Source organism: Streptomyces sp. NBC_00647, assembly GCF_045207245.1.
GTDB lineage: Bacteria > Actinomycetota > Actinomycetes > Streptomycetales > Streptomycetaceae > Streptomyces.
Map to the genome: position 1 here is coordinate 4,427,021 of NZ_CP109040.1, position 21,728 is coordinate 4,448,748.

A 21,728-nucleotide genomic window follows, 5' to 3' on the forward strand; every position below is an offset into this window, starting at 1 on the left:
TTGCTGCCTTATCGTGCGCTCTTCGCGTGTTGGAACACCCATGTCCGGTACGCCACGAAGCGGAATCCCGAGGCCAGCACGATCGACAGCGCCTTGGCGAGGTTCGAGCCGAGCGGGCCACTCATCCCCAGGCCGTGATAGCCGAGATAGAACAGCGCGCTCTCCATGGCGACACCGAGCCCACTGAAGGCGAAGAAGAGGGCGATCTGACGCCGGGTGCGCGAGGCCCGGTCCCGATAGGCGAAGAAGCGGAAGCCGAGGTAGTTCGTCCCCATGGCGACACAGCTGGCGATCACCGTGGCGGTCATCGGGGCCCACATCAGGCCGTGCAGCGCCAGGTTGAAGAAGAGGACGTTGACGGCGACCCCACTGCCGCCGACGACAGAGAAGCGGGCCACCTCCAGGGCGAGCCGGCGGACCCTCGGGACCTTCGGGGCGTACCGGGGGTGGATGACGGGCAGGGCCGCCACGGGGGCCGGCCTCTCGGAGAGGTGCACTGTCACGGGTCCGGGTCCTCCACACGTCTGTCCGTCGGTCGAACTCACCTTAAGCTAAATGTCCTATTTACCAGGTATAGGTAAATCGCGAGCCGGAGTTTCACCAGAAAACCGTCAGAGAAGCGCCAGGAACCGGCGGAACGGCGAAGTGCCCGGACCGCACGGTCCGGGCACTTCGAAGAGGGGCGAGGCACCACGTGCTCGCCGGGGCGCCGTTCGCACAACGGATGCGGCGCACGCGCGACGGGGGCGCCCCGAGCCGTTGCGGCCCGGTGCGCCCCCGTTCGCCTACCGCCTAGGAGTGCGTGCGCAGCAGCGTCCGCATCGTCCGCATCGCCACCGACAGGTTGGCGAGGTCGAACGAGTCCGAGCCCTGGATCTCCTCCAGGGTGGTGCGGGCCCGTCCGAGGATCGCCGTGTTCTTCTCCTGCCAGGCCTCGAAGCGCTGCTCGGGCGTGGAGGAGCCGTTGCCCACCGCGAGAACATCGGCGGTGAGCGCCGCGTGGGCCGCGTACAGGTCCTCGCGGATCGACGCGCGGGCCATGGACTGCCAGCGGTCGGCCCGCGGCAGCTCGATGATCCGGTCCATGAGCTGGGTGATGCTCAGACGGTCGGCGAGGTCGTAGTAGACCTCGGCGACGGCCATCGGGTCCCTGCCCATGCGGTCGGCCACCGAGACGATGTCCAGCGCCGGGAAGGCGGAGGAGAACCCGGCCACGCGGGTGGCCAGTTCGTCCGGCACGCCGGCGCTCGACAGCTCGTCGTAGATCTGCTGGTACCACTCCAGGTCCGCGCCGCGGAGCAGCTTGGGCAGCTCCGACCACACCTGCTCGACACCGTCGCTGAAGAAGGTGATCGTCTCGGCGAGCTGGAGCGGCTGCGGCCGGTTGTTGAGCAGCCAGCGCGTGCCGCGCTCGACGAGGCGGCGCGAGTGCAGCCGGATCCGGGTCTGGACGTCGGCGGCGACGACATTGTCGAGTGCCTCCACCGCGTCCCACACCGCGCTGGAGTTGAAGATCGCGCGGGCCGCGGTCTGCGCCCGGACGATCTCCTCCAGCGAGGCACCCGTCTCCTCGCGGAGGCGGTGCAGGAAGCTCGTACCGCCCGTGTTGACCGTGTCGTTGACCAGGACGGTCGTCACGATCTCGCGGCTCAGCGCGTGCCCGTCGATCTGCTCACGGAACTTGTCGCGCAGGGCCGTCGGGAAGTACGCGTGCAGCAGGCTCTGCAGATACGGGTCGTCGGGCAGCGAGGTCGCGAGCAGCTCGACGGAGACCGTGATCTTCGTGTAGGCGAGGAGGACGGCCGTCTCCGGACCGGTCAGCCCCTGACCGGCGTTGAGCCGCTCCCGGATCTGCCGCTCGCTGGGCAGGAACTCCAGGGCCCGGTCGAGGAACCCCTCCCGGACCAGATGACGGAGGAACCGCTGCTGGGCGTGGAGCATGCTCGGGGACTGGGCCAGCGCGTTGGCGATCGCCGTGTTCTGCGCGTAGTTGTTGCGCAGCACCAGGGCACCGACCTCGTCGGTCATCTCGGCGAGCAGCTTGTTGCGCTGCTTGACGGTCAGATCGCCGTTGGCCACCACCGCGTTGAGCAGGATCTTGATGTTCACCTCGTGGTCGGAGGTGTCCACGCCCGCGCTGTTGTCGATGGCATCGGTGTTGATCTTGCCGCCGTGCTGGGCGAACTCGATCCGGCCGAGCTGGGTCAGACCCAGGTTGCCGCCCTCGCCGACGACCTTGACGCGCAGGTCGGCGCCGTCGACGCGGATCGCGTCGTTGGCCTTGTCGCCGACGTCCGCGTGCGACTCGGCGGCCGACTTCACATAGGTGCCGATGCCGCCGTTCCACAGCAGGTCGACGGGGGCCTGGAGGATCGCCTTCATCAGGTCGGCCGGCGTCATCTTCGCGGCGCCGGACTCGATGCCGAGGGCCTCGCGGACGTGCGCGTTGACCGGGATGGCCTTGGCGGTACGCGGGAAGACGCCGCCACCGGCCGAGATCAGCTCGGTGTTGTAGTCGGCCCACGAGGAGCGCGGCAGCTCGAAGAGGCGGCGGCGCTCGGCGTAGGAGGTCTCCGAGTCCGGGTTCGGGTCGATGAAGATGTGCCGGTGGTCGAACGCGGCGACCAGGCGGATGTGCTCGGAGAGCAGCATGCCGTTGCCGAACACGTCGCCGGACATGTCTCCGACGCCGACCACGGTGAAGTCCTGCGTCTGGGTGTTGACGCCCAGCTCCCGGAAGTGCCGCTTCACGGACTCCCAGGCGCCACGGGCGGTGATGCCCATCTTCTTGTGGTCGTACCCGGCGGAGCCGCCGGAGGCGAAGGCGTCGCCGAGCCAGAAGTCGTAGCTCTCCGCGACCTCGTTGGCGATGTCCGAGAACGTCGCCGTGCCCTTGTCGGCGGCGACCACGAGGTAGGTGTCGTCCTCGTCGTGCCGGACGACGTCGGCGGGCGGGACGACCTCGCCGGCCACCATGTTGTCGGTGATGTCGAGCAGCGCGGAGATGAAGGTCCGGTAGCTGCGGATGCCCTCGGCCAGCCAGGCGTCGCGGTCCACGGACGGGTCGGGCAGCTGCTTGGCGACGAAGCCGCCCTTGGCGCCGACGGGCACGATGACGGTGTTCTTCACCATCTGCGCCTTGACCAGGCCGAGGATCTCCGTGCGGAAGTCCTCCCGTCGGTCGGACCAGCGCAGACCGCCGCGCGCGACCTTGCCGAAGCGCAGGTGCACACCCTCGACGCGCGGCGAGTACACCCAGATCTCGTACGCCGGGCGGGGCGCCGGCAGGTCCGGGATGGCCGTCGGGTCGAACTTCATGGAGACGTACTCGTGCGGGTTGCCGCCGATCGCCTGCTGGAAGAAGTTGGTACGCAGGGTCGCCTTGATCAGGTTGAGGAAGGACCGCAGGATCCGGTCCTCGTCCAGCGAGGCGACCTGGTCGAGCGCGGCGTCCAGCTCCTCCAGCAGGGCGTCGGTCAGCTCGACACCGGCGCGCTGGCGCTCCGGCGACATCCGCGCCTCGAAGAGCGAGACGAGCAGCCGGGTGGTGTGGACGTTGTTGCGGAGGGTGTCCTCCATGTAGTCCTGGCTGAAGGTGGAACCGGCCTGGCGCAGGTACTTCGCGTAGGCGCGCAGCACCATCGACTGCCGCCAGGTCAGCCCGGCGCTCAGCACGAGGGCGTTGAAGCCGTCGTTCTCGGCCTGCCCGGTCCAGGTGGCGGCGAAGGCCTCCTGGAACCGCTCGCGGCCATCGTCGCCGAGGTAGTCGCCGTTGCCGTTCAGGGACTTCGGCAGGCGCAGCCCGAAGTCGTAGATCCACGCCGTCGTACGGTCCGAGCAGCGCAGTTCGTACGGCCGCTCGTCGGTGACCTCGACGCCCATGCGGTTCAGGGCGGGCAGGACCGCAGAGAGCGAGACCTGCTCGCCGGTGCGGTAGATCTTGAAGCGGCGCTCGCCGGGTGCCGCGCCGACCGGCTCGTACAGGCTGAGCGCGAAGTCCTTGCTCCCTTCCTGTCCGAGGGCCTGGAGGTGGACCAGGTCGGCGACGGCGGAGCGCGGGGAGTGGTCGGCCTTGTAGCCCTCGGGGAAGGCGTTGCCGTACCGGCGCAGCAGTTCGGCGGCGCGCTCCTCGCCGCACTCGGCGGTCAGCGCCTCCGCGAAGCCGTCGGCCCAGGAACGGGCGGCCTCGACGAGACGCGCCTCGATGCGTTCCTTGTCGGTGTCGGACAGCTGCGGCAGCTCGGTGCCCGGTTCGACCCGGACCACGAAGTGCAGCCGGGACAGGATCGACTCGGTGTTCCAGGCCGTGAAGTCGACGCTGGTGCCGTTGAGCTCTTCCTTGAGGATGTCGATGATCCGCAGGCGCACACCGGTGGTGTAGCGGTCGCGCGGGAGGTAGACGAGGGCCGAGTAGTAGCGCCCGTACTCGTCCTGGCGCAGGTAGAGCCGCAGCCGGCGCCGCTCCTGGAGGTACAGGACGGACGTGACGATCGCCCGGAGCTCGTCGGCGGGGGTCTGGAACAGCTCGTCGCGCGGGTAGGTCTCCAGGATCTGGAGCAGGTCGCGCCCGTCGTGGCTGTTGGGCGAGAACCCGGCGCCGCGCAGGACCTCGTCGACCTTGCGGCGGACGACGGGCACACGGCGCACGGACTCGGTGTACGCGGCCGAGGAGAACAGGCCCAGGAAGCGGCGCTCCCCGATGACCTCGCCGTTCTCGTCGAACTTCTTGACCCCGACGTAGTCCAGGTACGACGGCCGGTGCACGGTGGCCCGGCTGTTCGCCTTGGTCAGGATCAGCAGCTTGTGCTCGCGGGCCTTGGCGCGGGCGTCGGCGGGCAGTCGCTCGAAGGACGGGCTAACCGGGTGGCTGTCCTCGCCGTGCTGCGGGTCGGAGCGCAGGATGCCGAGCCCGGTGCCGGGGACGGCGGCCAGCGAGTCGTCGTCGCGCAGCTGGTACTCGCGGTACCCGAGGAAGGTGAAGTGGTCTCCCGAGAGCCAGCGCAGCAGCTCACGGGCCTCCTCGACCTCCTGGTCGCGCAGATCGTCGGCGGTCGGCTCCTTGGGGAGCTCCTCGGCGATCCGCAGCGCCGCGTCGCGCATCTTCTCCCAGTCCTCGACGGCCTCACGGACGTCGGACAGGACGCGCAGCAGATCGGCGGTGATCTGCTTCAGGTCGGCGCGGTCGGTCTCGCGGTCGATCTCTACGTGGATCCACGACTCGACGTGCGCGTCGTGCGGCAGGTCCTCGGCGGAGGGCCGCGTGGGCAGCACCTCGATGAGCTTGCCGGTGAGGTCGCGTCGCACGACGACCTGCGGGTGGATGACGACATGGATGCCGCGGCCCTGCCGGGACAGCTCGTTGGTCACCGAGTCGACGAGGAAGGGCATGTCGTCCGTGACCACCTCGACGACGGAGTGGCTGCAGGTCCAGCCGTTCTCCTCGACGGTGGGGGTGTGCACGCGCACGTTGGCCGTGCCCTGAGGGCGGTTCTCGGCCAGTCTGTAGTGGGAGAAGGCCGCTCCGAAGACATCGACCGGGTCTCGGTCGGTGAGGTCCTCCGGGGCCGTGTGCAGGTAGTAGCGCTGGAGGAACGCGAGCACGGTGTCCCGGTCGGGGGTGCCCTCGCCCGTCGTCCCAGTCGGTAGGTGCCCCCCGACCGGGCTGTTCTCAGCTACCCGGGCGGCCCGTTCGAGCAGCTCGGCCTTGGCTTCGTCCAGCTTGGTCTGCATTGTCCTCTGGCTCCTGTCGCGCGCCGTTGCGTGACGTTGAAGGAAGTGCGGTCTCGTCGCTTCCGACGCAACGCCGTGACGCGGGGTGTCCGGTCTGCTTCGACGCTATGCCGCAAGGTGAGATGAGCGGGAGGTTATCGGTCATTCTCGACGCCCTCGGAGACTGTGACGCTGCTCTCGGCGACGTCCGTTCCCGGGGTGCCATCGACGTACGGGGTGCATTGCCGTCGGCGCTCGCCGCGTTTCCGCGTCCGCCCACGGCGTCCGCCGTCATCCCGTCCCGCCCGCGAAGATCAGCGACTACCGCCCGGTCACGGATGTCGTCCGTGCGCTCCGGGCGCGGGGCAGGGGCGACGATGCCCCCGCGAGATATCGCGCTGATCACGCCACCAGGCTATCGCCCCCCACCCCGGGGTCGTCATGAGCCGTATGTGTACAAAACCGGGGGTGGAACTTTGACACTATGCACAGGCACGAATGGGGCGAGGACATGCAGTGCGGGCCGACTGCGGGCTACCGTCGTACTACAGGCGGTGTTCTGCGGCGGCCGCGGAGTCCTGTGGCGGCCGGGATGCGCGGGCGGGCCCCACCGCGGGTGCCCCGAAGAGCGCACGCCCCCTTGGCAAGCACCTCTCCCGGAGGCAGGTTGACCGGGACGACCAACGGAACACGCGAGACGGCCGACGGGAGCGCAGCATCATGGCAGCGAAGATCCTCATAGTCACCGGCGACGCGGCGGAGTCACTGGAGGTCCTGTACCCCTACCAGCGCCTGCGCGAGGAGGGCTACGACGTCCACATCGCCGCCCCCACCCAGAAGAAGCTCCAGTTCGTGGTCCACGACTTCGAGCCGGGCTTCGACACCTACACCGAGAAGCCCGGATACACGTGGCCGGCGGACCTCGCGTTCTCGGAGGTCGACCCCGGCGCGTACGTCGCCCTCGTCATCCCCGGTGGACGCGCCCCGGAGTACCTCCGCAACGACCCAGAGCTCCGCAAGATCCTCAAGTCCTTCTTCGACGCGGACAAGCCGGTGGCGCAGATCTGTCACGGTCCCCTGCTGACCGCGGCCGTCGACAGCCTGAGCGGCCGCCGCGTCACGGCGTACCCCGCGCTGGAACTCGACATGCAGGCGGCGGGCGCGACCTTCCAGGACGCGGAGGCCGTCGTCGACGGCACCCTCGTCTCCGCCCGCGCCTGGCCGGACCACTCCGCCTGGATGCGCGAGTTCCTCAAGGTGCTGCGCGCGAAGGCCCCGGTGGGCTGAGGAGGCACGACCGGCTCACGGGCAGGACGTGCGGACCGGGCGAGGGGCTCGAGAGGGTCCCCTCGCCGGAAACCCGCCTCGGAACCCGCCGAACGCCCCCTGGCTGCCGTCAGGTCTCCCGGACGGCTCAGGCCGCCAGCCGCTCGGCCTCCTCGACCGCCTCCTCCAGGCTGTCCACCACGGGAACGCCGACCACTTCCAGGCTGGCGCGGCTGTGGGAACCGCCGGTGTAGAGGACGGCCCCGGCCCCGACGTGCCGTGCGGCGATCGCGTCGTCCGCGGCATCGCCGATCACCACGACGCGGGACGGCTCGACACCCGCGATCGCCCCGAGGTGCCGCACCATGTGCTCGGCCTTGCTGCCGCCGGAGGGCCCGGTCCGCCCGTCGACCCGGACGAAGTGGGGCTCGATGCCGAAGCCCCGCACCAGCGGGACCAGCTCCTCGTGGCCGTACATGCTCAGAAGGGACTGGCTGCGACCCGCCGCTCCCCATCCGGCCAGGAGCGCGGGCACCCCTGCGGTGAGCTCGCACGTTCGGCGGTGCTCGGCGTAGTACCGGTGGAAGGTGTCGTCCATGATCTGCCACTCGGCGTCCGTGGGCAGCCGCCCCATCAGCCGCTCGTAGAACTTCGGCACGGGCACGCAGTACATCGCCCGGTACCGCTCCAGCGTGATCGGCTCAAGACCCAGCTCGGCGAATGCCGCGTTCGTCGCCCCGATGATCGCGACATTGTCGTGGAACAGCGTGCCGTTCCAGTCCCACACAATGTGCGCGTTTCCTTGCTTCCCCATACCAAGAACGTACCCGCCGCCACCGACAACGCCTCATCGCGGGCGGGAACGGGCGGTTACTCCCCGAGCCCGACCAGGTTGGGGATCTCCTGCCTGGCGAACCAGAGCAGTTCGTGGTCCTCGGCCCCGTCGACCACGAACTGGGCGTCGTCGTCCCCGACGTCCGCCGCACCCAGCGCCGCCGCTGCCGCGGTCACATCAGCCTCCGCGTCGTCCGAGTCGACGTGCACGGCGGCCGCCTTGGCCAACGGCACCGTCCGGGAGACCCGCACCTCGCCGAGCGCCCCGGGGTCGAGCCCCCGGTCGGGGTCGGCGACCGCGGCACCGTCCGGAACGTCGACCGCGACGACGACCCGGCGCCGTACGGCCCCGGGATCGACCGCGAGGAGCCGCAGCGAGGCCAGCGCGGCACGGCTCAGCGCCGCGTACTCCAGCTCCTCGATGTCGTCGGAGAGATACCACTCGCGCAGGGCGGGGGTCACCGCGTACGCGACGAACGGTCCCGCCTCCAGCTCTCCCGTCTTGTACGCCTCGGCGAGACCGGAGAGGGTCAGGGGGACGTAGACGCGCATGGCTGGCCGCTTTCGTAGTCGGGGACTCCGAGGGTCCGCGGTCCCGGCGCTCCGGAGAGCGGTCCCGCGCCTCCGGGGAGGGCCTTCAGGATACGTGCGGGCGTCCCCTTTCGAGGTCCCGGCCGCACCCTCCGCGGCGTCCACCCCGGGCCCGCGATTCACCCGGTGCACCCCTGTGCCACCAAGGGTTCGCCCCCTCCCGGCCACCCTGATAGGTGAACTCTCCCGGCGCCGTGACACGCGCCAGCCGTCCTTGCGGAGGGCCGCTCCCGCCTCGTACAAGATCCCCAACACGAAAGTTACCGACCGGTAGAGATCGGTTCCAGCGACCGGTGTCGATCGGTCCCGACGAGCGGGGACGACGTATGAACAAGGTGATGACCAGGACGCGGCGCCACCCGGGTACCCGTCCGCCGGGCCGCCAGGACACCCGCCGCCCCGGCAGCACCCCACCCCGCACCCCGGGCACGGGCACCCCCACCAGGCCTCCGGGCGGCGGCCCGGCGCCGGGCGGCGCGGCCACGGCCCCGTCACCCCCCACGGGCCTCCCGGCCGCCGCTCCGACCACGGGCCGCCCGTCCCCGGCGACGGCACCGTCCACGGGCCGCCCCTCGGCGGTACCGGCCGGAAGCCGGGTCCCGGCAACGGCGCGGGGCGGCGCCCGACCGCTCGGCACGGCATCCGCCGAAGCACCTCGCCCGCCCGCTCCCCAGCCCCGCCCCACCGACGTCTTCGCCGAGCGTCTGCTGGCCGTACTGAGCGGCGCGCGTCCCGTGCACTGCATGCTGCGCCACACCGCGGGCCGCGCGTACGACGAACTGGCCTGGCTCGCCGAACGCGGCCCCCTCCGTACCCGCGGCACCCGCCCCGTCGTCCGGGACATCGGCTACTACGTCGCGCGCCCCGGCGCCGTCGAGGCCTTCGCCCGCATCGGCGCAGGCGACCAGCTCCGCGCCATGGCCTTCCGGCTGGAGCAGGGCCCCGACCTCCGCTGGCGCTGCACGGCGATCGAACTAGGCGGCCCCCGCATGCCCCACCCGAAGGACTGAACGGCGACGACCGAGCCGGGACAGCCGGCGATCTCGTGCCTCCCGGCCGTGACCCCGGCGGCCCGCACGACCGTCACGCCGCCCCGTCCCGGGCAAACACGAAGGGCCGGGCACCAGGTGCCCGGCCCTTCCGACGTGTCACCGGTCGCGCGCGGCGGCGGTCACCGCCCGCTCGCGACCCTCACGCCCTACTTCTTACGCCGGCGGGCGCCCTTCTGCTGCTTGCGGCGCTCCGCGCGCGTGAGGCCGTCCGCCTCGGAGCGCACGGGCTCGTCGCCGTTGGCGAAGTCGCCCTCGACGATGCCGCCCTCACCGTCGACGGTCGGCGCGGAGAAGTGCAGCCGGTCCGGACGCTGCGGGGCGTCGAGCCCCTTGGCGCGGATCTCGGGCCGCATCGCACCCGCGGGAACGGCGTCCCGCTTGGAGAGGGACGGCGCGGAGTCGTCGACCGGGACCTCCTCGACCTGCTGCTCGACCTGGACCTCCAGGTTGAACAGGTAGCCGACGGACTCCTCCTTGATGCCGTCCATCATGGCGCTGAACATGTCGAAGCCCTCGCGCTGGTACTCGACCAGCGGGTCCTTCTGGGCCATCGCGCGCAGGCCGATGCCCTCCTGGAGATAGTCCATCTCGTAGAGGTGCTCGCGCCACTTGCGGTCCAGGACCGACAGCACGACCCGGCGCTCCAGCTCACGCATGATCTCGGAGCCGAGCTGCTCCTCGCGGGCCGCGTACTGGTCGTGGATGTCGTCCTTGATGGACTCGGAGATGAACTCGGCGGTCAGACCGGCACGGTCGCCGACCGCCTCCTCCATCTCGTCGACGGTGACCTTCACCGGGTAGAGCTGCTTGAACGCGCCCCACAGCCGGTCGAGGTCCCACTCCTCGGCGAAGCCCTCGGCGGTCTCGGCCCCGATGTAGGCGTCGATGGTGTCGTCCATGAAGTGCTGGATCTGCTCCTGGAGGTCCTCGCCCTCCAGGACGCGACGGCGCTCGCCGTAGATGACCTCGCGCTGCCGGTTGAGCACCTCGTCGTACTTCAGGACGTTCTTGCGGGTCTCGAAGTTCTGCTGCTCGACCTGCGACTGGGCGGACGCGATCGCGCGCGTGACCATCTTGTTCTCGATCGGCACGTCGTCCGGGACGTTCGCCATCGACATCACGCGCTCGACCATCTGCGCCTTGAAGAGGCGCATCAGGTCGTCGCCCAGGGAGAGGTAGAAACGGGACTCGCCCGGGTCGCCCTGACGGCCGGAACGACCGCGCAGCTGGTTGTCGATACGCCGCGACTCGTGGCGCTCGGTACCGAGGACGTAGAGCCCGCCGAGGTCCTTGACCTCCTCGAACTCCGCCTTCACCGCCTTCTCGGCACGCTCCAGGGCGGCGGGCAGAGCGTGCGCCCACTCCTCGATGTGCTCCTCGGGGTCGAGGCCGCGCTGGCGCAGCTCCGCCTCGGCGAGGTCGTCGGGGTTGCCGCCGAGCTTGATGTCGGTACCACGACCGGCCATGTTGGTGGCGACGGTCACGGCGCCCTTGCGGCCGGCCTGGGCGATGATCGGCGCCTCACGGTCGTGCTGCTTCGCGTTCAGCACCTCGTGCTGGATACCGCGCTTGGCGAGCTGCTGCGAGAGGTACTCGGACTTCTCGACCGAGGTGGTGCCGACCAGGATCGGCTGGCCCTTCTCGTGCTTCTCGGCGATGTCGTCGACGACCGCCTCGAACTTGGCGACCTCGGTGCGGTAGATCAGGTCGGACTGGTCCTTGCGGACCATCGGCCTGTTGGTCGGGATCGGGACGACGCCGAGCTTGTAGATCTGGTGGAACTCGGCGGCCTCGGTCATCGCCGTACCGGTCATGCCGGAGAGACCGGGCACTTCCTTGCCGTTGTGGTCCTGGCGCTTGTAGAGGCGGAAGAAGTTCTGGAGGGTGATCGTGGCGAGCGTCTGGTTCTCGTCCTTGATGTCCACCCCTTCCTTCGCCTCGATCGCCTGGTGCATGCCCTCGTTGTAGCGGCGGCCGGCGAGGATACGGCCGGTGTGCTCGTCGACGATCATGACTTCGCCGTCGATGACGACGTAGTCCTTGTCCTTCTTGAACAGTTCCTTGGCCTTGATGGCGTTGTTCAGGTAACCGACGAGCGGGGTGTTCACCGACTCGTAGAGGTTGTCGATGCCCAGCCAGTCCTCGACCTTGGCGACGCCGGGCTCGTGGATGGCGACGGTGCGCTTCTTCTCGTCGACCTCGTAGTCGCCGGTCTCCTCGATGCCCTTGAGGGGGTTGCCGGGCTCGCCCTTCTTGAGGCGGGTGACCAGCTTGGCGAAGTCGCCGTACCACTTGGTGGCCTGGTCGGCCGGGCCGGAGATGATCAGCGGCGTACGGGCCTCGTCGACGAGGATGGAGTCGACCTCGTCGACGATCGCGAAGTTGTGGCCGCGCTGGACGAGCTCGTCCTGGGACCACGCCATGTTGTCGCGCAGATAGTCGAAGCCGAACTCGTTGTTCGTGCCGTACGTGATGTCGCACGCGTACTGCTCGCGGCGCTGGGCCGGGGTCATGTTGGCGAGGATGCAGCCGACTTCGAGCCCGAGGAACTTGTGGACGCGGCCCATCATTTCGGAGTCGCGCTCGGCCAGGTAGTCGTTGACCGTAATGAGGTGGACGCCCTTGCCGGAGAGAGCGTTCAGATACGCGGGCAGGGTGCCGACGAGCGTCTTGCCCTCACCGGTCTTCATCTCCGCGACATAGCCGAGGTGGAGCGCGGCGCCACCCATCATCTGCACGTCGTAGTGACGCTGGCCAAGGGCGCGCTTGGCAGCCTCACGGACGGTGGCGAACGCCTCGGGCAGCAGGTCGTCGAGGCTTTCGCCGTCGGCGTACCGCTGCTTGTACTCATCGGTGAGGGCCCTCAGCTCGGCGTCGGAGAGGTCGACGAAGTCCTCTTCGATGGAGTTGACCTGGTCCGCGATGCGGTGCAGCTTGCGCAGGATCTTGCCTTCGCCTGCACGCATGATCTTCGAGAGGACGGACACGGGGGTTTGTCTCCTTGCCGGTCGGGCCTGGGACGGTCGGTTTCAATGGCAGTTTCAAATCACAGCTTGAGCAACGGCCATCGTAAGCGAGGACCACACCGCGCCGGGAGGTCTGCCGGTGACAGCCACTAGGACAACGGACCGGCGTTGCCGAAGGTGCCGCGTTCACCCAGCGAAAAGTAGCGAACCCCTCACTCACAGCAAAGGAATGGCGTCTGTCCCGATGCCCGAGCAGAATCGGCCGATGGACCCCGTCACGCTGACCACCGACCGTCTCGTCCTGCGCATCGTGGGGGCGGACGACACCGACGCCGTCTACGAGGCCGCCCAGGATCCCGACATCCAGCGCTGGACCACGATCCCGTCGCCCTATCTGCGCGAGCACGCGACGGGCTTCACGGACCAGATGGTGCCCGAGGGCTGGGCGGACGGCTCCGCCTTCGCCTTCGGCGTCTTCCTCCCCTCCGGGGAGTTGGTGGGCATGCTCTCCATCACCATGCGTTCCCTGGGCGTCGGCGAGGTCGGCTACTGGGCGACGAAGGAGCACCGCGGCAACGGCTACATCGCCGAGGCCACCGTCGCGGCCTCCCGCTGGGCCTTCACGGACCTGTCCGTCGACCGGGTCGAATGGCGTGCCGAAGTCGGCAACACCGGTTCCCGCGCGGTCGCGGAGCGCGCCGGCTTCACCATCGAAGGGACCTTGCGCTCCGCCATCAACAACAAGGGCGTACGAAGGGACTGCTGGGTGGGCTCGCTGCTCCCGTCGGACCTGGGCCTGCCGTCGACGGCGCCGTACCTGCCGGCCAGGTGAGCCCGACGGGGCGCGGACGACGCGCCTGGTGACCGGGGTCGGTCACCGGCATCGCCCACCGGCTCGGTCGTCGTCCTCGGCCGCGGGGCTCGGCCACGGCGGCCACGGGCTCGGCCACGACGTCCGGTCATCGGCTCGGTCGCCCGGCCGGGCCCCGTTGTCAGTGGCACCGCCTAACGTGTGGGCATGACGAGTCTTCCGCCTCCCATCACCGAACTCTCGGCGGACGAAGCCCGCCGCATCGCCCTGCGGGCCCAGGGGTTCCTGGGCGCCCCGGACCGCAGGGCGGGCGTCCGCGGAGTCCTGCGGCACCTCGGCGCGGTCCAGCTCGACACCATCTCCGTCCTCGCCCGCTCCCACGAGCTCATTCCGTACGCCCGTCTCGGCGCCGTCGGCCGCAAGACCGTCGAGCAGGCCTACTGGACGTCGGCGCCGGCCGCCGACACACCCCCGGCACCGCACGCCTTCGAGTACTGGTCCCACGCGGCCTGCATCCTGCCCGTGGAGGAGTGGCCGCATTTCGCGTTCCGCCGCCGCTCCTACCGCGCCCGCCCGCACTGGAACCACGACCTGCCCGACGGCGCCTACGACCAGGTCGTCAAGCAACTGCGCGCCGAAGGCCCCCTCACGGCCACGGACTTGGGCGGAGCGAAGAAGACCAGCGAGTGGTGGGACTGGTCGGGCACCAAGGTCGCCGTCGAGCGCGCGCTGATGTACGGCGAGGTGGTGTGCGTGGAGCGGCGCGGCTGGAAGCGGGTCTACGACCTCGCGGAGCGCGCCATCCCGAAGTCGCTGCTGCACGACGAACTGGACGACGCGGAGTGCCTGCGCCGACTGGTCCGCCTGGCCGGCCAGTCCCTCGGTGTCGGCACCCGGGCGGACATCGCCGACTACCACCGCCTCAGGGGCGAGCAGGTCGACGCGGTGATCGCGGACTCGGGCCTGGTCCCGGTGACGGTGGAGGGCTGGGGCAGGCCCGCGGCCCAGAAGGGCGGAGCCAGGGGCCTCGGCGCGAGACCGGTCGGGGACGCGTGGGCGGACCCGGTGGCACTGGAGACGGTTCCGCGCGGCCGCCACCGTACGACGCTCCTGTCGCCGTTCGACTCCCTGATCTGGGAGCGGGCGCGCACGGAGCGGATCTTCGATTTCACGCATCGCCTGGAGGCGTACACACCCAAGCCGAAGCGGATCCACGGTTACTTCGCGATGCCGGTCCTGGCCGGCGGCCGGCTCGTCGGCCGGGTGGACCCGGCCCGGGAGGGCCGCACGCTGGTCGCCAGGCAGGTCACCCTGGACGGCGCCAAGGCGGTCCCGGCGGTGGCTCAGGCCCTGGCGGAGGCCGCGAGCTGGGTGGACTGCACGGATGTGCGGGTCGAGCGGGTGGACGCCCCGGAACTGCGTGAGCCGCTCATCGGGGAACTCGTCCGCGTCCTCGGGTAGCTCCTGACGGAACTGGTCCTCGGGGGACGCCTAGCGGATCTCGAGGATCTTCTCCCGCATCGCGTACACCACGGCTTCCATCCTGGAGTGCAGCTGCAGTTTCTCCAGGATGTTGCGCACATGGTTTTTCACGGTGTTCTCGGAGATGAACAACTCCTTGGCGATATCGCGGTTGTTCATCCCTGTGGCCACGAGTTTGAGGACCTCCAGCTCGCGATCGGTGAGCCGCGGCGCGGGCACCAGCCGGCGCTCGTCCGTCCGCTGGATCATCGACTTGAACTCGGTGAGGAGTTTCGACGCCATCGAGGGACTGATCTGCGACTGCCCGTCGGCCACCGCGCGAATGGCCGTGGCCACCTCGTCCGTGGAGATCTCCTTGAGGAGATACCCGGTCGCGCCCGCCTTGATCGCGTCGTAGAGGTCGGCCTCCTCGTCGCTGATCGTCAGCATGATGATCTTCGCGCTGGGGGCCACCTCCTTGATGGAGGTGCACGCCTCGATACCGCCGCGCTTGGGCATCCGCACGTCCATCAGCACGATGTCGGGCAGCAGATCGGCGGCCTTGTCGACCGCCTCCGCCCCGTCCCCCGCCTCGCCGACGACCTGGATGTCCTCCTCGGCCGCGAGAACGATCTCCAGACCTCGGCGGAAGAGGGCGTGGTCGTCCACGACAAGGACCCTGATGGGCTCCTTGCGCGGAGAGCCCGCGTCCAGGCCGGTGGCGACGACGCCGTCGTGGGCATCACGGTCACGCATCGGTCCGAAGCTGTCCGCCATCGTTCCTCCCCCTGAAGGCCGTGGCCTGTGTTTCCGTGCCATCGCCAACCCAAGGCAACGGCCCACCGGTTGGGCCGGTGCGGCCATGATTCCATGCCGGGGCGGCAGCGCGGTGACATCGCGGAACGTGAAGTGGTCGCACACCGGTGCCCCTGGGGGCGCACTCGCGCTCCAGGGGCACCGGCTCAGCCGTCACCGGGGGTGGTCAGCCGCCGAGCGCGCCGCCCGGCGCGTCCGCTCCGCCCTGGGTGACCATCGGGTCCGTGCTGAGGTGGATGACGCCGTAGTCGTACGCGTGCCGCCGGTAGACGACACTGGGCTCCTTCGTCTCGGAGTCGACGAAGAGGTAGAAGTCGTGCCCGACCAGCTCCATTTCGTAGAGCGCCTGGTCGAGCGTCATCGGTGCGGCCACATGGGTCTTCTCGCGGACGACACAGGGGCCTTCGCCCATGATCTCGAGAGAGCCGATCTTCTTCGTCGGTACCGCGTCCGGCTCGTCGTCGTGGACGACGCTGCCGTCGCCGTTGAGCGTCGCTGCACCCGGGACGCGGTCGGCGACCTCGGCTGCCGAGATCCTGCCGGTCCCACGGCGGGTGTAGCGCTTGTCGTGCTGCTTGCGCAGCCGGGCCTCGAGCTTGTCCGCGGCCAGGTCGAGTGCTGCATACGCGTCGCTTGCCGCTGCCTCCGCCCGGATCACCGGTCCGCGGGAGTGGAGCGTGATCTCCACCCGGTCACTGCGGTCGGCCTGTCGGGGGTTGGGCTCCTTGGACACCTCGACGTCGAGGCTGATCACCTTGCCATCGAGCTTCTGGATCTTCTCCAGCTTCAGCTTCTCGGCCACGTGCTTGCGGAACCGCTCGGGCACCTCGGTCTTGCGGCCCTTGACGACGATGTCCACGCAGAACTCCGTTCCCGGATAGCCCCGCTCCACTGGCGGAGCATCTCCCTTTTGCACCAGGTTCCGGTGAGCACCGGAACCTCGGACTCGGTGACTTTCACCTCCTCCTCCCCCAAGGACAAGATCTCCACCCCACCGATGCGGGTGATTGCTGAAAACCCGCGGTACGGCACTCGGATGCGCGAGGGACGGCCTGCGCCATTCCCTCACAACCGAACATATCTCGCCTGGACGGATGTCGTCACCCTCTACTGAGACGTACCTCCGTTCAGGTGAATTGACCCACTCATTACCTGCAACGATGCAAGTTCTCGGTCAGTTCCGGTTTATTTCGAAAGCGTCCGGAGGTGCGGCGACCACGGCCGAGCAGACCGTGTCACCGCTCGTTCCTCCGGCCTGCTCCCTACCCGCGATCCGCCCTTCCACTTCCGACAGTTCCGCTCCGTCACCCGTCCATCGCACCGCCCGCACACCCGACTGCGCGGCCCGAACGGCCCGCGCCGCCTCCGCCAACGAGGCCCCGGTCGTCATCAGGTCGTCCACCAGCACGACCCGGCCTCCCTCGGCGAGCAGCAGCTCGGCCCCGGCGACGACCTCCAGGGCCCCCGTCAGATTGGCCAGCCGCTGCCGGGAGTTCAGCCCCGACTGGTCGGCCACGGCACGCCTCTGGCGCAGCACGCCGAGGACCCGGGCAGGCGTTCCCGTGCGCCGCAGTTCGCCCGCCGCCGCGAGCGCGATCCGCCGCGCCGGATCATGCCCCCGCGCCCGAACCGCCCTCCGCGCCGAGGGCACGGGGACGAGCAGCACGGGCCCGCGCCCCGCTCCCGAACCCCGGACCACCGCGCCTCCGTTCCCGGGCCGCCCCGGCCCGCCCCGCGCTTCCCCCTTCCCGAGCCTCAGCCGCCCCTGCGAAGCCGTGGGCCGCCCGGCCGGACCAGGACGTCGTACCGGCCCCAGACCCGCCCGCACAGCCCCCGCGAGGGCCGCTCCCAGGGGTGCCGCCAGTGCCAGCGCACCGCGTTCCTTGTGGGCGAGGAGCGTGGCCCGCACCTCGTCCTCGTAGGGAGCCGCCGCGTGCACGACAGGCAGCCCCGCCGGCTCGGGCACCGGCCGCACCCGGCACGGAGCGGCCCCGCTCAGGGCGGCACGGCACTCGGGGCAGAGCACCGCGCGAGGCCTACCGCAGCCTCCGCACTCGGCCGGCAGCACCAGATCCGTGAGGTCCTGCCACCACCCCCGCATGGCCACCACTGTGCCAACGCCCGCCCCGCTCGGCCACCCCTGTGGACAACCCCTGTGGACAACCCCCGGAGCGGCTGTACGCCGGCACATCGCAGGGCGGACGAGGGAGCCGCCGGGCCTGCGCACGGCCCCCGGTGAGCAGGCGGGCGCAAAACGTCGGCGGGCCCGTCCGGAAACCGGACGAGCCCGCCGACGCAGAACCCTGGCGCTACCCGGGATAGACAGGGGCCGTCCCGTCCTGGACCACCTTCTGCCACTGCTCCCCCGCCGACAGCCGCACGATCCCGTCCGTCTCCGAGTGCGCCACCAGAGGCAGCTGCTCGTCCTCGGAGGCGGCGATCTCCTTGACGTTGGCCAGCGCGGAGGGCGAGGTGCCCAGCGGCGTGGAACCGTCGACCTGGACGTACCGCATCTGCTGCACGGCGCCCTTCTCGCTGCCGACCACCACGAGCCGGCTGTCCCCGGCCCAGGACATGGCCGTGACCTCCTCCAGCTGGGGTGCCACGGAGCGCGGATCGAAGACGAACGCGCCGCGCGGATCGTCGGGCCCGGATCGCTGGATGCGCCCGATCTGCAGCGAGCTCTTGCCGTCCTTCTCGACGATCAGCGCGATCCGCACGCCGTCGGCGGCCACCCGCACCGCCTCGATACGCCCGTCGAGCTGCGACGCCCCGACGACGATGGGCTCGCCCGCACCCTTCTGCAGCAGAAGCAGCCGGGGGTTCTTCGGATCACGGTCGGCCACCCACAGGTCGCCCCGCGCGTCCCAGCTGGGCGTCGTCAGCCGGTCGTCCGCCGTCCTGCCCTGGCTCTGCACCACCGGCTCGCCGAGCGAACCGCCCGACACCAGCGACCCGACGTACAGGTTCCGGCCGTCGGCCGACACCCCGGCCGCAGTGCCCTCGTCCCGCGACACCGCTGCCGCCCGCAGCTTCTTGCCGCCCTCGCCCAGCGCACCGGGCACCGGCTCGGGCTTCTTGTCACTGTTTTCACGGGGCATCCGGACGAGCCGCTGCTCGTGGTCGATGAAGTACTGGTACCCCGGGTGCTCGCCCGTACCGTGCGAAGCGACGCCCTCGGCCTGGCTCTTGTTCAGCACGCACAGCTGCGTGCCGTCCGACTTCTGGAACTCCACCTCGTCGACGCCGGTGGGAGTCAGGTCCTGGAGCGTGAGGAGGAGTTGGGCCGCCATCTGACGGCACTTGGGGAGTCCGACACGGTCCGCCTTGTCGTTCAGCGGCACCGTGACCCTGTTGCGGTCGTCGGGCGCCAGCGACACATCGCTGTTCTTCAGCTCCGTGCCCGAGGGGAAGCTCGACCTGACAACCGGGTCCAGCCAGCTCGTGGGCCCCTTCAGGAGCGCGCGCACGATCTGCGTCATCGGGTCCACCTGCGCGCGTACATAGACCGGGTCGGCGACGGTGCGCAGGGGACGGCCGCTGCCGGAGGTGCCGTTCGACGCGTAGAAGTACTTGTTCACGGACACGTAGTTGCGCTGGAAGTCGGACGTGCCCATCAAGACACCCTGCGGCAGCGAGTCGATGCGCCACTGCTTGTTGCTCTTCAGCCTGGTCAGGTGCACCGACCCGCTGTACTGGCCGGCGTCCGGCTCGTACGCGTGCCGCACGTCCACCTTGGCGACCTTGCTGCCGCTCAGCCGGAACGCGACGTCGCGACTGCCGTCCTTGGCCTCCGAGGGCACCGGATTCGGCGCGTCCGCGAGGACCGTCGTGGAATGGTAGGGATCCCATGCCTTGCGAGCGCCGTCGGTGAGGTACTTGCCGGCCGTCTCGTACTTGGCGTCGTCGCTGGTCAGCGCCTCGAGGAAGCCCTGCACGATCTCCGCCGCCGAGGCCCCGGGATGCGGCGGCATGGCGTAGACGCGGACCTGGGAGTCCTGGCGCGGCGTCGACTCGACCCCGCGCAGGTCCCCGTTGTCCGGCATCGAGGCACACCCCGCCAGCAGCAGGGCTCCACAACCCGCGTACACCATGACGCGTACCGGACGGCGTCCGCGGACACCGTTCCCCCCGCGGTCAGCGCCCACGAAATGCCTCCCCATGTCCGAGTTCCTCCGGCCTGTCGCCGCCCCGCCCCCGCTCCTGCGCGGTCCGTTCCCGGCCGGTGCCGGATGTCTCCTCCTGGCGGCGCACCGCCCCGGCGGGCCGGGGCACCACGCGTGCGCCGTTGCCCGGCAGCGCCGTCGGATCGGCCGTGGGCGACGCCCCGGCCAGCCGTGGGGCCATGGATCCGGGCGGCGGTATGGAACCCGACCCGGCTCCGGGCTGCTGTACGGGCACCGTCGCGAGCTTGGTACCGCCGCCGTGCGGCAGACCGGCGTCGTCGAGTCCGCGGTTGCGCCGGGAGTCCTTGGGTTCCAGCGGTATCGGCGATCCCCTGAGGGGCTCGTCGGCCGTCCGCGGCAGGGTCAGCCGGAACTGCGAACCGCCGCCCGGCTCGCCCCAGGCCTGCAGCCAGCCGCCGTGCAGCCGCGCGTCCTCCAGAGCGATGGACAGGCCGAGACCCGTGCCGCCGGTGGTACGCGCGCGTGCCGGGTCGGCCCGCCAGAAGCGGCTGAACACCCGGGTCGCCTCGCCGGGCTTGAGCCCGACGCCGTAGTCGCGGACCGCGATCGCGACCGCTCCGCCCGCCGCGGCGAGCCTGACGACGACGTCCTTGCCCTCGCCGTGCTCCACGGCGTTGACGACGAGGTTGCGCAGCACCCGCTCGACCCGCCGGGCGTCCGCCTCGGCGATCAACGGCTGCTGGTCGCCGACGACGCGTATGTGCGTGCCCTTGCGCTCGGCGAGCGGCTCGGCTCCGCCGACCACCCGTCGTACGACTTCTCTGAGGTCGATCGCGTCGGCCTCCAGCGCCGCCGCGCCCGCGTCGAACCGGCTGATCTCCAGCAGGTCCGCGAGCAGCGTCTCGAACCGGTCCAGCTGGTCGGCGAGGAGCTCGGCCGACCGCGCGGTCACCGGGTCGAAGTCCACACGCGCGTCGTGGATGACATCGGCTGCCATCCGCACGGTCGTCAGCGGCGTCCGCAGCTCGTGCGACACGTCGGAGACGAACCGCCGCTGCATCCGCGAGAGGTCCTCCAGCTGCTGGATCTTCAGCTGGAGGTTCTGCGCCATCTTGTTGAAGGCCTCGCCGAGGCGCGCGATGTCGTCCTCGCCGGTGACCTTCATACGTTCCTGGAGGCGTCCGGCGGAGAGCCGTTCGGCGATCCCGGCCGCCATCCGCACCGGTGTGACGACCTGGCGCACCACGAGCCAGGCGATGGCGCCGAGGAGCACCACGACGAACAGTCCGGCCGTCGCGAGCGTCCCCTTGACCAGGCTCAGCGACTTCTCCTCCTGCGTCAGCGGGAAGAGGTAGTAGAGCTGGTACGCGTCCCCGTTGGGGTCGGTGACCTGCTTGCCGATGACCAGCGCCGGCTGGGACTCACGGCCGTCCTTGTAGACGACACGGGTGTAGCTCTGCGCGGCGGCCGTGCTCTCGTCGACCCGGGCACGCAGATTCTCGGGCACGCTCACCGTCGGGTCGACCTGACCCGAGTACCGCGGCGCGAGGCCACCACTGCCGTCGCCCGACGCGGTGGAGTTGAGCGTCACCACGTCGAACGCGCCCTGTCCACCACTGGACAGGGACACGACGAGGTCGGTCATCCACTGGCTGACGTTCTTGGACGAGCGGCCGTCGGCGGTCGAGCCGTCGTCGCCGCTCGCTGTCACTCCCCCGTCCGCCTGCTGCTTGGCCGCCGCGAAACCACCGGTGGCCTGGCTCTGCGAGGCCTTCACCTTGGCGTCGAGCAGGCCGTTGCGCACCTGCCCGATCACGACGAAGCCCAGCAGCAGGACGACACCGAGCGACATCAGCAGCGTCGTCACGACGATCTTGAGCTGGATGTTGCGCCGCCACAGCCGCATCACGGGCAGCAGCGGACGACGCACCCAGCGTATGAACAGCCGAAGGACCGGGCTGCCCTGGACTCCGCCCTGGAGCAGCCCTCCCTCGAAGAACCGTTCCCAGCGTGAACCCGTCATGTTCCGGCCGACAGGCCGCCCCGAACGGTCCCCCTGCTCAGCGGGCGCCGAAGCGGCACTGTCCCGTGACAT

14 protein-coding genes are annotated in these 21,728 nt (G+C 70.2%); 4 read left to right on the forward strand and 10 right to left on the reverse strand.

Annotated features, from left to right (window positions below; translation table 11 throughout):
* Positions 1–8 precede the first annotated feature (8 nt).
* Positions 9–503 carry a GtrA family protein gene (locus OG788_RS19325; RefSeq protein ID WP_356757432.1) on the reverse strand — a complete coding sequence of 165 codons (495 nt, stop codon included), beginning with the start codon at positions 501–503 and terminating at the stop codon, positions 9–11.
* A gap of 289 nt (positions 504–792) precedes the next feature.
* Positions 793–5,730, reverse strand: a complete 4,938-nt coding sequence (locus tag OG788_RS19330) for an NAD-glutamate dehydrogenase (RefSeq protein WP_406372329.1) — start codon at positions 5,728–5,730, stop codon at positions 793–795.
* A 699-nt stretch (positions 5,731–6,429) separates the two neighbouring features.
* Here OG788_RS19330 and OG788_RS19335 point away from each other — a divergent pair.
* Positions 6,430–6,996: a DJ-1/PfpI family protein gene (locus OG788_RS19335; protein ID WP_351553902.1), complete on the forward strand. Its 567-nt coding sequence runs from the start codon at positions 6,430–6,432 to the stop codon at positions 6,994–6,996.
* A gap of 127 nt (positions 6,997–7,123) precedes the next feature.
* Here OG788_RS19335 and OG788_RS19340 read toward each other — a convergent pair whose 3' ends face one another.
* Together OG788_RS19340 and OG788_RS19345 are read right to left on the reverse strand one after the other, a co-directional pair.
* Positions 7,124–7,789: an HAD hydrolase-like protein gene (locus OG788_RS19340; protein WP_351553905.1), complete on the reverse strand. Its 666-nt coding sequence runs from the start codon at positions 7,787–7,789 to the stop codon at positions 7,124–7,126.
* A 56-nt stretch (positions 7,790–7,845) separates the two neighbouring features.
* A complete protein-coding gene (locus OG788_RS19345; RefSeq protein ID WP_351553908.1) occupies positions 7,846–8,361 on the reverse strand; it encodes a DUF6912 family protein in 516 nt (171 codons plus the stop codon).
* Positions 8,362–8,726: 365 nt separating this feature from the next.
* Here OG788_RS19345 and OG788_RS19350 point away from each other — a divergent pair, with 365 nt between their 5' ends.
* Positions 8,727–9,410, forward strand: coding sequence for an Rv3235 family protein (locus tag OG788_RS19350; RefSeq protein WP_406372332.1), 684 nt, complete (start codon positions 8,727–8,729; stop codon positions 9,408–9,410).
* Positions 9,411–9,598: 188 nt separating this feature from the next.
* On the opposite strand, the gene secA is transcribed toward OG788_RS19350, so the two are convergent.
* Positions 9,599–12,439, reverse strand: a complete 2,841-nt coding sequence (gene secA / locus OG788_RS19355; RefSeq protein WP_351553914.1) for a preprotein translocase subunit SecA — start codon at positions 12,437–12,439, stop codon at positions 9,599–9,601.
* Positions 12,440–12,683: 244 nt separating this feature from the next.
* Here secA and OG788_RS19360 point away from each other — a divergent pair, with 244 nt between their 5' ends.
* The gene (locus OG788_RS19360; RefSeq protein ID WP_406372334.1) at positions 12,684–13,250 is read left to right on the forward strand and encodes a GNAT family N-acetyltransferase; all 567 of its coding nucleotides are present in this window, start codon (positions 12,684–12,686) and stop codon (positions 13,248–13,250) included.
* Positions 13,251–13,436: 186 nt separating this feature from the next.
* Positions 13,437–14,690 carry a winged helix-turn-helix domain-containing protein gene (locus tag OG788_RS19365; RefSeq protein WP_406372336.1) on the forward strand — a complete coding sequence of 418 codons (1,254 nt, stop codon included), beginning with the start codon at positions 13,437–13,439 and terminating at the stop codon, positions 14,688–14,690.
* A gap of 30 nt (positions 14,691–14,720) precedes the next feature.
* On the opposite strand, the gene OG788_RS19370 is transcribed toward OG788_RS19365, so the two are convergent.
* The 5 genes from OG788_RS19370 to mtrB form a co-directional block, all read right to left on the reverse strand.
* Entirely contained in the window at positions 14,721–15,467 is a 747-nt protein-coding gene (locus tag OG788_RS19370) for a response regulator (RefSeq protein WP_406372337.1), read from the reverse strand.
* 205 nt (positions 15,468–15,672) lie between these two features.
* A complete protein-coding gene (gene hpf / locus OG788_RS19375; RefSeq protein WP_406372339.1) occupies positions 15,673–16,365 on the reverse strand; it encodes a ribosome hibernation-promoting factor, HPF/YfiA family in 693 nt (230 codons plus the stop codon).
* 315 nt (positions 16,366–16,680) lie between these two features.
* Complete coding sequence (locus OG788_RS19380) at positions 16,681–17,607, reverse strand: ComF family protein (RefSeq protein ID WP_406372340.1); 927 nt, start codon at positions 17,605–17,607, stop codon at positions 16,681–16,683.
* Between the two features lie 208 nt (positions 17,608–17,815).
* The gene (locus OG788_RS19385) at positions 17,816–19,654 is read right to left on the reverse strand and encodes an LpqB family beta-propeller domain-containing protein (RefSeq protein WP_406372342.1); all 1,839 of its coding nucleotides are present in this window, start codon (positions 19,652–19,654) and stop codon (positions 17,816–17,818) included.
* Positions 19,644–21,728, reverse strand: coding sequence for an MtrAB system histidine kinase MtrB (gene mtrB / locus OG788_RS19390; protein ID WP_351553931.1), 2,085 nt, complete (start codon positions 21,726–21,728; stop codon positions 19,644–19,646). The genes OG788_RS19385 and mtrB overlap by 11 nt, the downstream gene beginning before the upstream one ends.

Coding starts and splice junctions, on each gene's coding strand:
- OG788_RS19330 (WP_406372329.1), bottom strand. CDS start 5,730: ATGCAGACCAAGCTGGACGAAGCCAAGGCCGAGCTGCTCGAACGGGCC.
- OG788_RS19335 (WP_351553902.1), top strand. CDS start 6,430: ATGGCAGCGAAGATCCTCATAGTCACCGGCGACGCGGCGGAGTCACTG.
- OG788_RS19340 (WP_351553905.1), bottom strand. CDS start 7,789: ATGGGGAAGCAAGGAAACGCGCACATTGTGTGGGACTGGAACGGCACG.
- OG788_RS19345 (WP_351553908.1), bottom strand. CDS start 8,361: ATGCGCGTCTACGTCCCCCTGACCCTCTCCGGTCTCGCCGAGGCGTAC.
- OG788_RS19350 (WP_406372332.1), top strand. CDS start 8,727: ATGAACAAGGTGATGACCAGGACGCGGCGCCACCCGGGTACCCGTCCG.
- OG788_RS19360 (WP_406372334.1), top strand. CDS start 12,684: ATGGACCCCGTCACGCTGACCACCGACCGTCTCGTCCTGCGCATCGTG.
- OG788_RS19365 (WP_406372336.1), top strand. CDS start 13,437: ATGACGAGTCTTCCGCCTCCCATCACCGAACTCTCGGCGGACGAAGCC.
- OG788_RS19370 (WP_406372337.1), bottom strand. CDS start 15,467: ATGGCGGACAGCTTCGGACCGATGCGTGACCGTGATGCCCACGACGGC.
- OG788_RS19380 (WP_406372340.1), bottom strand. CDS start 17,607: ATGCGGGGGTGGTGGCAGGACCTCACGGATCTGGTGCTGCCGGCCGAG.
- mtrB (WP_351553931.1), bottom strand. CDS start 21,728: ATGTCACGGGACAGTGCCGCTTCGGCGCCCGCTGAGCAGGGGGACCGT.